Genomic DNA, 10,822 nt, shown 5'->3' on the forward strand with positions numbered 1-10,822 from the left:
CGATCAGGCAGCGCGGTCGAGGCGCGCGGCAAGTAGTTGCCGCAGGTCCCCGCGCGTGATGTGCTTTTCGATCAGCCCGAGCGCGGTCGGGTCGTCGGAGCGCAGGATCCCGAGGAGCAGGTGTTCGGCGGTGATGGATCGCTCTCGCCGGGCAATGGCTTCGCGCAGGGCCAGTTCCAGCGACTTCTTGGCGCCGCGGGCGAATGGCATGTGGCCCCACCGGCCCGGGCGTCCTGCAGCGGGCGATCGGCGGTCGAGGATCCCTTCTCCGAAGGTGCTCTCGAGTCGTTCGCGGATGGCGTCGAGGTCGATGCCGATGCTTTCGAGGGCGTCGGCGTCGTCCGGTCCGAGCACGCCGTCTGCGGCTTCGAGGTCGGCGAAGACGGCGTCGCCGGTGAGTCCGACACCGGCCAGTTGCGCGCGCAGCGATCGGTCGGCGGTCGCGAGCACTCCGAGCAGGAGGTGCTCCGGGCGGATTTCGGTCGCGTCGAGCGCTCGGGCCTGGGCCTGGGCGTCGACGACAGCGGCACGGGCGCTGTCGGTGAATCGTTCGAACATCGCGGTCACCTGCGCTTCCGGTTGTACTTCTGGTGGACGGCCTGCCGGCTCACCTCGAGTTCGTCGGCGATGGCCTGCCAGGACCAGCCCTGGGTGCGGGCGTTCTCGACCTGGATCTCTTCGAGTCGTTCGAGCAGTCGCCGCAGCGCACGTACTGCCCGTAGCCCTTCGGCGGGATCGGGGCTGGCGGCGGATGCGGCGAGCGCCGTTGCTTCGCTCATGTTGTCAATCTAGGTTGACAACCCCACCGTGTCAACGAATGTTGACGATTCGTTGCCGATTCCGCCCACGCGAAACTCGGGCGAACGCCGCCCGATCACCCGGAGACCGCGTCGCCGGAACGGTCACCCTCGCACTGCACCTGCCGCTCGGCCGCCTCGGCGTAGGCCTCGGTGAAGACTTCGAGGTTCCGGACGAAGTCGTCGCGCGCGTCCGCTGGGAGCGCGTCCAGCGCGGCCGCGAAGATCGTCATCTTGCGTGCGAGTTCGGTTTCGAACATGCCCCGGCCCTCGGCGGTGGCTTTCAGGGTCTTGGCCCCGCCGCCGGCCTGGTCCAGGCGCTCGACCAGGCCGCGGGCCAGGGCGGCGTGGACCTGACGGTTCACCGTGGACTGTTCCAGCCCGAGAGCCTCGGCCACCTGGCGCATCGTCTGTGGCCCCTGCGTGGTGAGCAACCACAGCAGGCGGTTGTCGGCAGCGTTGAGCTGATTCAACGACTGCGCGGCGCGCTGTCCTCGTTCGAAACGTGAGGTCGCCACGACGAGTGCCCACTCGGGCATCGCGCGCACCGAATCGACCAGGCCTGTGATAGGAACCACCCCTATTCGAGTACTTCTTCACCCGCGGACATGTGTATTCTACACATCTAAATATGTAACTTACATATCTCGTTACGTCAGGAACTCATGGACACCACCGCCGCGAAGAGCGCGCCGGCACCGCTCATCTCGTCGAGCCGCGCCACCGCCGTCATCATCACCCTGTGCTTCGGTTCCCTGGCCGGAGCACTCATGCAGTCGCTGGTCATCCCGATCCAGTCCGAACTGCCCGAACTGCTGAACACCACGGTCGCCAACGCGTCGTGGGCGATCACCGCCACTTTGCTGGCCGCCGGCGTCTCGATGCCGGTCACCGGCCGCCTCGCCGACATGTACGGCAAGAAACGCGTCATGGTCGGCTCTGCTGCCGTGCTCGTCGTCGCCTCGCTGCTCTGCGCACTGGGTTCCGGCCTCGTGCCGTTCCTCGTCGGTCGCGCGCTGCAGGGTATCGCGATGGGTTACATCCCGGTGGCCATCTCGGCCGTCCGTGAGCTGGCCCCGAAGGAGAAGCAGGGCACCGCGGTCGCCACCGTCTCCGCCACCCTCGGTGTGGGCGGCGCCATCGGTCTGCCGCTGTCGGCCTGGATCGCCCAGACCTTCGACTGGCACGCGCTGTTCTACGTCTCCAGCGCCCTGGCGATCATCGTCCTCGTGGCCACCGCACTGGTCGTCCCGGCCACCCAGGACACCCACCCGGCCCGCCTCGACTACGTCGGCGTCCTGCTCCTGGCAGTCGGCCTCGTCTCACTGCTCGTCGGCGTCTCGAAGGGCTCGACCTGGGGCTGGGGCAGCAGCACCACCTGGGGCTGCATCATCGGCGGCGCGATCGTCCTGGTCCTCTTCGGTGTCTTCGAGCTGCGTCACCACGACCCGCTGGTCGACCTGCGCACCATGGGCCACCGTCCGGTCCTCTTCACCAATATCGCCGCCATCCTGATCGGCTTCGGCATGATGGCGTCCTCGATCGTCGTGCCGCAGCTCCTGCAGATGGACGAGCGCACCGGCTACGGCCTCGGACAGACGATCCTCCAGGCCGGCCTGTGGATGTTCCCCGGTGGCCTGATGATGATGATCTTCGCCCCGATCTCCGCGAGGCTGATGTCCGCCATCGGCGCCCGCCTCACCCTGGCCATCGGCGCCACGATCGTGGCCTGCGGCTATGTCTTCGGCGCCGTCATGATGGACGCGCCGTGGAAGCTGATGGTCAGCGTCGTCATCTCCTCCGCCGGCGTCGGCATCGGCTACGCCGCCTTCCCGACCCTCATCCTGGACAACGTCCCGATGGAGGAGGCCGGTTCGAGCGTGGGTGTCAACTCGCTGATGCGCTCGGTCGGCACCACCGTGGCCGGCGCCGTCATGGCAGCCGTGCTCACCAGCAAGACCATGGACCTGGGGGGCCACTCGATCCCGACCGAGTCCGCGTTCCACCTCTGCCTGTTCGTCGGTGCGGGTGCAGCCCTGGCCGGCGCCCTGGTCGCACTGCTCGTCCCGGCCCGCACCAAGCAGGCCCCGGCCGAGCCGAGCACCCCGGATCAGGAGGCCGTTCCGGCCCACGCCTGACCCGGACGGGTCGGCTTCATGCACCCACCACGGCACACGACGGGCGCCCCGCTGCCCCAGTTCGAGGGGTGAGGGAGGCGCCCGTCGCGTATCAGCCGGTCCGGTACACCCGTCCGGCTTCGTCGAGATACTCCCGGAGCGCCCCCAAGATCGGCCGCTGCCCCTTCACCAGCGCGGATTCCGCCACGGGCAGCGTGACCCAGCGGGCGTCGTCGACCTCGGGGAACTCCTGGAGCCGTCCCGACCGCGGCGGCCATTCGAGTTCGAACGTGTTGCTGCGGACGAACGCGAAGCCCTCGGCGTCCTCGTCGGCCTCACCCACGTACACGGTGACGACCTTGCCGGAGGGCTGCCGGAACCTCCCCAGGAGCGAGGTCGGCACCTCCGGGGCCGGGAATCCGCACTCCTCCTCGAATTCGCGCAGTGCCACGACGAGGGGATCCTCGTCCGCGGTGTACTCCCCCTTCGGGATCGACCACGCCGCCTCGTCCTTCCCCTTCCAGAACGGACCGCCGGGATGAACGAGCCACACGGTGAGCAGGCCCGACGGATCGATGCGGTACAGCAGCAGACCCGCGCTCGTCACCGCCATCGGCCGTCCCTCCCCGACTCCGTGTGGAAACCGTGCGATGTGGATACCGTACGGCGGCGTCAATAGCGTGCGACGGCGCCGTCGACCGCCCGCTGCAGTTCCTCCGCGACCCGGTGGGTGACCTCCCGCGGAGTGCCGGTGAGCCCGAGTACCGGCTGGGTGATGAAGACGCTCGCGGGTTTCCGGGGATCGTTGTCCGGTCCGTAGCAGATGCCGACGGTCACCAGCGCCGGTTTCGCGCCGAGCCCGTCGGCGCGGCGCACGATGTGGCCGATGCCGGTGCCCATTGCCTGCACCCGGGCCGGGTCGACGGTGTTGCACGTTCCCTCCGGGAAGATCGCCAGCGAATCACCCCTGCTCAGGCGCAGCGCAGCGACATCCATCATGCGGCGGCCCGCCTCGGCGGCGGCCCGCACCCCGTAGTTCTTCGCGCGGAACACCGGGATACCGCCCATCATGTCGACCTCGCGACGCTGTCGCGGCTCGCGGAACAGTTCGTCCTTCGCCAGCACCCGGGTGCGGCCGATCAGCGTGCGCAGCGGGGACCGCCATGCGGTGGCGGCAAGGGTGTACTGGTCGCTGTAGGTGAGGTGATTCGCGACGATCACCAGAGGCGTGCCGTCCGCGATCACCGCGCGCAGCGCATCGCGGGCCCCGCCTCGATAGTTGACGCGGGGCCGGTAGCGGGCCGCGAGCATCGCGTAGGCGGCCAGGGCGAGCAGGCGGGGCTGCCGGTGGTCGCGGTAGAAGTCGTAGACGGCGTCGGCGTTCGCCAGGGTCACCTCGGGGCGATCCATGCGTCCACGGTACGCGGGTGCCTTCGGCCGGTGTGCCTATGTGGCGGTCCCAGCCGCCATTAAGGCACACGGGCGGCGGAGCCGCACAGTGTCAGGGAGCCCAGCTCCCGGTCTTCGCGAACAGCTCCAGGGTCTCGGCCGGGCCGGTCAGATCCAGGCCTTCGGCCGCGACCCACTCGTCGGAGTAGTAGGTCTGCGCGTAGCGTTCCCCACCGTCGCACAGCAGGGTCACGACGCTGCCGCGGCGACCCTCGGCGAGCATCTCGGCGACGAGCCCGAACGCACCCCACAGGTTGGTGCCGGTCGACCCACCGACGCGCCGGCCGAGGACCTCGCTCGCGTGCCGTGCCGCGGCGATGGACGCGGCGTCGGGGACGCGGATCATCCGGTCGACGACCTGGCCGACGAACGACGGTTCGACGCGCGGCCGTCCGATGCCCTCGATGCGGGACGGCATCCCCGTCGTGTAGTCGGCCGATCCGGTGGCATAGCCGCCGAAGAAGGCGGAGTTCTCCGGGTCCACAACCGCGAGCCGGCTGCGATGACGCTGGTACCGCAGGTAGCGGCCGATCGTGGCGCTGGTGCCGCCGGTGCCCGCGCCGACGACGATCCACTCCGGCACCGGATGTTCCTCGAGCTGCAGCTGCGCGAAGATCGACTGGGCGATGTTGTTGTTGCCGCGCCAGTCGGTGGCGCGCTCGGCGTGGGTGAACTGGTCCATGTAGTGGCCGCCGAGCTCGGTGGCGAGGCGCTGGGCCTCGGAGTAGATCTCCGGGGGCCGGTCGATGTAATGGCAGCGCCCGCCCTGCGCCTCGATCAGCGCGACCTTCGCGGCGCTGGTGCTGCGTGGGACCACCGCGACGAAGTCCAGTCCCAGCAGGTTCGCGAAGTACGCCTCACTGACCGCGGTCGATCCGGAGGACGCCTCGACGATCGGGGTGTCCTCCCGGATCCAGCCGTTGCACAGCCCGTAGAGGAACAGCGACCGCGCGAGCCGGTGTTTGAGGCTGCCGGTGATGTGGGTGGACTCGTCCTTGAGGTAGAGCTGGATGCCCCAGTCCGCGGGCAGGGGGTACCGGAGCAGATGCGTGTCCGCGCTGCGCTGCGCGTCGGCCTCGATGAGCCGGATCGCGTTGTCGACCCAGTCCCGCGGCGCGCTGTTGTCGACGACGACCGGCTCGCCGGGTTCGGTCACTTGCCGTCCCGGCCGCGCAGGCGGGCCTCGAGGTCGGCTCGTTCGGCGCGACGGCGGGCGTCGACGTCGGCGATGCCCGCGTTCACCCGCCGCCGCAGCGGCGCGAACAGCACGAGCGACAGCGGCATCGCGATGAGGACCGCGAACAGGGCCGCGATGAGGAGCGGGATTTCCACCCCGAAGGAGCGCGGAACGTAGAGGATCAGGACTGCGAGCACGAGAACCAGCAGCATCCGGGCGAGCGAGTACACGACCACGTCGCGGGCGAGTGCTCCCTTGCCGGTGGCGGTCGGTCGGTCCTGGTCGGGGCGGTTGGCGGCTGCGTCGTTCACGCATCCAGGGTAGCCGTCCGCGGCAGCCCCGAATTTTCGTGCCGCGTCCCCCTCCGGGACGGAAGACAAAACGTCCGTTTTGTCTATTACTTCCGCTTTACCAACCGTAGACCGTTCGAGCAACCAGGGGTTTCGGTGTCAACATGGCTGGGAACAACCGATCGAATCACCCGATCACGACGAAACACCCGGAGGACTACAGCAATGAGTGCACCCGCTTTCAACGGCGCCAAGGAATCTCTGCTGACGCCCGGTCAGGTCGCCGCCCTCTTCCACGTGGATCCCAAGACCGTGACCCGGTGGGCCCACGCCGGCCGGTTGGGCTCCCTGCGCACCCCGGGCGGACATCGCCGCTTCCGGGAATCGGAGGTCCTGGCGTTGCTCCGCTCGCTCACCACCGAGGCGACCCGCTGACAGCACCTCTTCTCGACACCACACCGAGAGTCGCATTCCGACCTTTCGGACGAACCCGGCACCTCGGGTCGCCGGGGGCGTCGGGGACGCCTGACCGTGTCCCCGCTGGTCGGGGCGCATAGACTGGTGGAAGAGTCGCCCACGGCCCGGTCCGGACCGACAAGGGGCGCGTCCACGGCAAGGAGGTGCATCGTGCTCTATCTGCTGGCATTCATCGGTGCGGTAACACTCGCGGTTCTGCTGTGGAAGGCGTTCGGTCCGGCAATGCACACGCAATCCGGACGCGCTCTCGGTCCGGACGACGATCCCGAATTCCTATGGAAGGTCGATCGCGAGGTACACCGGCGTCGCACCGAAGGGCCGGCCGCCCCCGATCAGGACCCCGGCGACTGATTCCCCGACCGCCGCGGAAAATCCGCGGTCACATCCGCCGCGAGCCCCAGCAGCGCGCGGCGGGTGGTTGCGTGCAGGCAATCGAGATCGATCTCGGCGCCCTCTTCGAGATGCGGGTCGAAGGGCAGCACGTGGACCGCGCGGCAGCGCTGCGCGAAGTGCCCGACGAGCCGATCGATGTCGACCTTGCCCGACCGCGGCCGCACTGCGTTGACCACCGCCACCGACTCCGCCACCAGCTGCCGATAGCCGTGCGCGTCGAGCCAGTCCAGCGTCGCGGAGGCACTGCGCGCGCCGTCGACCGAACCGGAACTCACGACGATCAGCGCGTCGGCGTTCTCGAGGATCGCGCGCATCGCCGAATGCATCAGCCCGGTTCCGCAGTCGGTGAGCACGATGCTGTAGAACCGCTCAAGCGTCGACAGGACCTGCTCGTAGTCCTGCGCGCTGAACGCCTCGGATACCGCCGGGTCGCTGTCGGAGGCGAGCACCTCGAGCCGGTGCCGGTTCTGGGAGGTGTAGGCGCGGACGTCGCCGTAGGTGCGCACGCGTGATTCGTCGCGCAGCAGGGTGCGCACGGTCGCCGGGGTTTCCGACGGCACCTTCTGACTGAGCGTGCCCCGGTCCGGGTTCGCGTCGACCGCGATCACCCGGTCCCCGCGCAGCGCCGCGAACGTCGATCCGAGCGTGACCGTCGTCGTGGTCTTGCCGACCCCGCCCTTGAGGCTGAGCAGTGCGATGCGGTAGCAGCCGTGCAGTGGCTGCCGGACCTGGTCGGTCAGTTCGCCGCGGTTGCGGTCGCGGCCGTTCTCCCCGACGTTGATGCGACCGCCCGTACCCCGGTAGAGCGCCCGCCGCCAGCCCCGCGCCGGGGGTGGCGCCACCCGCCGCACCAGCAGCGACGCATCGAGATCCTGCGCCGACGGCCCCCGCTTCGTTCCGTCCGGCATCGCCCGTTCCCCCTTGTTCTCGCCCCCACCAACGATCGCGGAGACGATAGCAGGATCAGGTCAGGCCGGCGTACGAGTGCAGACCGGACACCACCATGTTGATGATGAACAGGTTGAACAGCATGGCGACGAACCCGGCCACGTTGATCCAGGCCGCACGGGTGTTGCGCCACCCGGACGTCGCGCGGGCGTGGAGGTAGGCCGCGTAGACGACCCAGGTGATGAACGAGACGGTTTCCTTCGGATCCCAGCCCCAGAACCGACCCCACGCGGCCTCGGCCCAGATCGCACCGAGGATGATGCCGGCACCGAACAGCGGGAAGGCGATGATCGTCGTGCGGTAGGCCAGGCGGTCGAGGGTTTGCGCGTCCGGCAGGCGCTGGGCGACGCGGCCGAACACACCGCTCCCCTCGGCGTCCTTCGGGAATCGGATGCGCAGCAGGAACAGCAGGCTGGCAACACCGGAGACGAGGAAGATGCCGCTGCCGATACTGATGATCGTCACGTGGATCGGCAACCAGAACGAACGCAGAGCCGGCACGACGGGCGCGGCGTCCGCATAGAGGACGGTCGCGGCGAGGAACATCAGGATCAGCACCGGCACCAGCAGGTAGACCCACATGATGCGGTAGGCGGGCTTGCGGAGCGCCACCAGGCCGAACAGGACCGCGGCGGTGCAGGCCATCGCCACGAACTCGTACATGTTGCCGAGCGGGAAACGCTCGGTGGCGAATCCGCGCAGCACGATCGAGGCGACCATCAGCGCGGCGACGACGACCACGAGGGCGCGACCCATGTTGCCGAGCCGCTCCGACATCGTCCGGCTCTGCGGACCGTCGACGCGGCCCGGGCTCTGCGGACCGTCGACGCGGCCCGGGGTCGGCGGGCCGCCCACGCGGCCCGGGACCTGCGTTCCCCCGGAGGGGGCACCGGCGGTGACGAGTTCGCGCTCGGCGACCCGGTCGGCCCGGTGGGTCGCGTACTCGGCGACGAGCAGCACCAGCGCCAGCACCAGCACGGCGAATGCCGATTCGAAAGCCCAGTCGCTGTACCGCGCGAGCGTCTCGTGAGCAATCATCTGTTCTTCTCCTCTGCCGAACCGGCAGCGTCGTGACCGAGCAGGCGCGCAACCAGACGGTCGAACTCGTCACCCCAGCCGGCCTGATCCGTGCGGGCCAGACCACCGAGCTCTACTACGGTTTGTCGTTCGCCGCCTGCCACTGTACCGGCCGGATACACCCGGACCCAGACGCGCCGCCGCTTGACCAGCAGCGACACGAGCAGTCCCGCCATCATCGCCAGCGCCGACACGAGCACCCACTGCTGCGCCGGGTCGTGCGAGACCTGCAGGTTCACGAAATCGGTGGCGCCGTCGAAGCGGACCTGGGTGCCGTCCGCGAGCGTAGCGCTCTCCCCCTGCTTCAGGTTCACCCGATCCTGCTTGACCAGGCGACCCTGGTTGATCAGCTCGCCGTTGAGCGAGAACAGCGACTGCGGGCTGCCGGTGTCGAGGCCGGCGTCGCCCTTGTAGATGTCGATCGCGACGGCCGGATCCAGCATCTTCGGGAATGCCGACGACAGCAGCGACCCGTGGAGTGCGGCCGTCGGCGCGAACAGGCCCTCGATCGCGATCTGGTTCCTGCGGCGTTCGTCGGCATCGGGGAACATGCCGCCCGGCGGGTCGAACCGCATCGCGCCGCTGCTCAGGAACGTCCTCGGATCGTCGGGGGCGAACTGCAGCGTCTCGGTGCGGGTCTCGCCGTTCGGCCAGGTCACCGTGAACGTCGGCGCGAATCCGTGACCCTGCAGGTACACGCGGTCGCTGCCGACGCGCAGCGGATGGTTCACCTTCAGCTCGGCCTGACGCCACGTGTTCGAGGTGATGTCGTCGCCGTACTGGTAGTCGATGTTCGAGGTGAACATCTCGGCCTGACCGTTGTCGAGGTAGTCCGCCTCGAAATCGTTCACGCGGATGCACATCGGGTTCAACCCGGTGCCGTCCAGGGTGACACCGGCACGGAACGAATCGAACGACGCCGGGGAGGTCGTGCAGAACTCCTCCCCGTGCGCGATGAGGATCCGCTGTCCCTCGTATCCGAAGAGCTTGCCCATGGCGACGGTGAAGAGCAGACCGACCAGGGAGATGTGGAAGACCAGGTTGCCGAACTCGCGCAGATAGCCCTTCTCGGCGGACAGGGTCAGCTCGCAGTCCTTCGCGCGCGGTCCCCCGGCACGTTCGGCGATGCGCCAGCCCTTCAGCTGCCCACGGACCCGGGCGAGAACCTCCTCGGGGCTCCCGCCGACGGTCGTCTCGGCGTGGTGCGGCAGCCGGCCCAGGTTCCGCGGCGCCGGCACCGGGCGGGTGCGCAACGCCCGGAAGTGCTCGACGCACCGCGGCAGGATGCACCCGACGAGCGAGACGAACAGCAGCACGTAGATCGCGGTGAACCAGAAACTGCCGAACACGTCGAACAGCTCGAGCTTGTCCATGAACGGTCCGAGGGTGGGCCGCGCGGCGATGTACTCGTCGACCTTGCCGGCGTTGAGGCTGCGCTGCGGCAGCAGGGCACCCGGGATGGCGGCGAGCGCGAGCAGGAACAGCAGCACCAGCGCCGTGCGCATCGACGTCAGCCCGCGCCATGTGTTGCGCACGAATGCGACGGCGCGCCCGGTCGGACCCTGCCGAGGCGGCACCGGCTGCGGCGTGGTGGTCGGGGTGTCGGTCGCGGTCACCGGCGCCCTCCTGCCGGGACGCCGGGGTTGCCCGCGGGGACCATCTGATCGGGCTGCATGTACTGCCTCTCGAAACGTTCGGAACTGGTGGCGACCTCTGCCGTCAGATCGGCAGCGTCACCTCGGAGATGAAGGCGTCCCGCACCCAGGACACGAACATGTCCCACGCGCCGGTGACCAGGGCGACCCCCACCGCGACGAGCATGATGCCGCCGAAGATCTGCACGGTGCGGGCGTGCGATCGCAGCCAGCCGACCCCCCGCAACGCGCGCGCCGACCCCAGGGCCAGCACCACGAACGGCAGACCCAGCCCGAGGCAGTAGAAGACGATCAGGGCGACACCCCGCGCGGCCGTCGTGCCTTCGGTGCCGGCCGCCAGCGAGATCACCCCGGCCAGCGTCGGCCCGAGGCAGGGGGTCCAGCCGAGCGCGAAGACGCCGCCGAGCAGCGGCGCACCCGCCAGGCTCGACAGCCGACGCGG

General features: G+C 69.2%; 14 protein-coding genes. 3 read left to right on the forward strand and 11 right to left on the reverse strand.

The window, feature by feature from the left end:
- Nucleotides 1–3 precede the first annotated feature (3 nt).
- The 3 genes from I0Q12_RS03205 to I0Q12_RS03215 all read right to left on the reverse strand — a co-directional run bounded on the left by I0Q12_RS03205 (nt 4) and on the right by I0Q12_RS03215 (nt 1,375).
- Complete coding sequence (locus I0Q12_RS03205; RefSeq protein ID WP_197250561.1) at nt 4–558, reverse strand: Clp protease N-terminal domain-containing protein; 555 nt, start codon at nt 556–558, stop codon at nt 4–6.
- A gap of 5 nt (nt 559–563) precedes the next feature.
- Nucleotides 564–779, reverse strand: coding sequence for an HTH domain-containing protein (locus I0Q12_RS03210; RefSeq protein WP_197250562.1), 216 nt, complete (start codon nt 777–779; stop codon nt 564–566).
- A 95-nt stretch (nt 780–874) separates the two neighbouring features.
- The gene (locus tag I0Q12_RS03215; RefSeq protein ID WP_248674857.1) at nt 875–1,375 is read right to left on the reverse strand and encodes a MarR family winged helix-turn-helix transcriptional regulator; all 501 of its coding nucleotides are present in this window, start codon (nt 1,373–1,375) and stop codon (nt 875–877) included.
- Between the two features lie 87 nt (nt 1,376–1,462).
- On the opposite strand from I0Q12_RS03215, the gene I0Q12_RS03220 reads away from it, so the two are divergent.
- Nucleotides 1,463–2,935: an MFS transporter gene (locus I0Q12_RS03220; RefSeq protein ID WP_197250563.1), complete on the forward strand. Its 1,473-nt coding sequence runs from the start codon at nt 1,463–1,465 to the stop codon at nt 2,933–2,935.
- Between the two features lie 91 nt (nt 2,936–3,026).
- On the opposite strand, the gene I0Q12_RS03225 is transcribed toward I0Q12_RS03220, so the two are convergent.
- From I0Q12_RS03225 to I0Q12_RS03240, 4 genes are all read right to left on the reverse strand, one after another.
- A complete protein-coding gene (locus I0Q12_RS03225; RefSeq protein WP_197250564.1) occupies nt 3,027–3,527 on the reverse strand; it encodes an NUDIX domain-containing protein in 501 nt (166 codons plus the stop codon).
- Nucleotides 3,528–3,586: 59 nt separating this feature from the next.
- On the reverse strand, nt 3,587–4,324 hold the full coding sequence (locus I0Q12_RS03230) for a 1-acyl-sn-glycerol-3-phosphate acyltransferase (protein WP_197250565.1): 738 nt from the start codon (nt 4,322–4,324) through the stop codon (nt 3,587–3,589).
- Nucleotides 4,325–4,415: 91 nt separating this feature from the next.
- Entirely contained in the window at nt 4,416–5,519 is a 1,104-nt protein-coding gene (locus tag I0Q12_RS03235) for a PLP-dependent cysteine synthase family protein (protein WP_197250566.1), read from the reverse strand.
- Nucleotides 5,516–5,851 carry a DUF4229 domain-containing protein gene (locus tag I0Q12_RS03240; RefSeq protein WP_197250567.1) on the reverse strand — a complete coding sequence of 112 codons (336 nt, stop codon included), beginning with the start codon at nt 5,849–5,851 and terminating at the stop codon, nt 5,516–5,518. Before I0Q12_RS03240 ends, I0Q12_RS03235 begins: the two co-directional genes overlap by 4 nt.
- Nucleotides 5,852–6,055: 204 nt before the next feature.
- Between I0Q12_RS03240 and I0Q12_RS03245 the strand changes: the two genes are divergently transcribed.
- Nucleotides 6,056–6,265 (forward strand): BldC family transcriptional regulator, encoded by a 210-nt coding sequence (locus tag I0Q12_RS03245; protein ID WP_006935908.1) that lies wholly within the window; start codon nt 6,056–6,058, stop codon nt 6,263–6,265.
- Between the two features lie 192 nt (nt 6,266–6,457).
- Nucleotides 6,458–6,658 (forward strand): hypothetical protein, encoded by a 201-nt coding sequence (locus I0Q12_RS03250; RefSeq protein ID WP_197250568.1) that lies wholly within the window; start codon nt 6,458–6,460, stop codon nt 6,656–6,658.
- Here I0Q12_RS03250 and I0Q12_RS03255 read toward each other — a convergent pair.
- The 4 genes from I0Q12_RS03255 to I0Q12_RS03270 all read right to left on the reverse strand — a co-directional run.
- The gene (locus I0Q12_RS03255) at nt 6,640–7,608 is read right to left on the reverse strand and encodes a MinD/ParA family protein (RefSeq protein ID WP_197250569.1); all 969 of its coding nucleotides are present in this window, start codon (nt 7,606–7,608) and stop codon (nt 6,640–6,642) included. The genes I0Q12_RS03250 and I0Q12_RS03255 overlap by 19 nt on opposite strands.
- 55 nt (nt 7,609–7,663) lie before the next feature.
- The gene (ccsB, locus tag I0Q12_RS03260) at nt 7,664–8,686 is read right to left on the reverse strand and encodes a c-type cytochrome biogenesis protein CcsB (RefSeq protein ID WP_197250570.1); all 1,023 of its coding nucleotides are present in this window, start codon (nt 8,684–8,686) and stop codon (nt 7,664–7,666) included.
- On the reverse strand, nt 8,683–10,341 hold the full coding sequence (locus tag I0Q12_RS03265) for a cytochrome c biogenesis protein ResB (protein WP_197250571.1): 1,659 nt from the start codon (nt 10,339–10,341) through the stop codon (nt 8,683–8,685). The genes ccsB and I0Q12_RS03265 overlap by 4 nt, the downstream gene beginning before the upstream one ends.
- Before the next feature lie 103 nt (nt 10,342–10,444).
- Nucleotides 10,445–10,822, reverse strand: a 378-nt coding sequence (locus I0Q12_RS03270; protein WP_307845996.1) for a cytochrome c biogenesis protein CcdA, incomplete at its 5' end; no start/stop codon positions are given.

Origin of the sequence: Rhodococcus sp. CX, assembly GCF_015865005.1 — a bacterium.
Classification (GTDB): domain Bacteria; phylum Actinomycetota; class Actinomycetes; order Mycobacteriales; family Mycobacteriaceae; genus Rhodococcus.

What these genes read in the sequence shown, in the direction of transcription:
- I0Q12_RS03230 (WP_197250565.1), bottom strand. Translation starts at nt 4,324, where the DNA reads ATGGATCGCCCCGAGGTGACCCTGGCGAACGCCGACGCCGTCTACGAC.
- I0Q12_RS03210 (WP_197250562.1), bottom strand. Translation starts at nt 779, where the DNA reads ATGAGCGAAGCAACGGCGCTCGCCGCATCCGCCGCCAGCCCCGATCCC.
- I0Q12_RS03220 (WP_197250563.1), top strand. Translation starts at nt 1,463, where the DNA reads ATGGACACCACCGCCGCGAAGAGCGCGCCGGCACCGCTCATCTCGTCG.
- I0Q12_RS03255 (WP_197250569.1), bottom strand. Translation starts at nt 7,608, where the DNA reads ATGCCGGACGGAACGAAGCGGGGGCCGTCGGCGCAGGATCTCGATGCG.
- I0Q12_RS03245 (WP_006935908.1), top strand. Translation starts at nt 6,056, where the DNA reads ATGAGTGCACCCGCTTTCAACGGCGCCAAGGAATCTCTGCTGACGCCC.
- I0Q12_RS03205 (WP_197250561.1), bottom strand. Translation starts at nt 558, where the DNA reads ATGTTCGAACGATTCACCGACAGCGCCCGTGCCGCTGTCGTCGACGCC.
- I0Q12_RS03225 (WP_197250564.1), bottom strand. Translation starts at nt 3,527, where the DNA reads ATGGCGGTGACGAGCGCGGGTCTGCTGCTGTACCGCATCGATCCGTCG.
- ccsB (WP_197250570.1), bottom strand. Translation starts at nt 8,686, where the DNA reads ATGATTGCTCACGAGACGCTCGCGCGGTACAGCGACTGGGCTTTCGAA.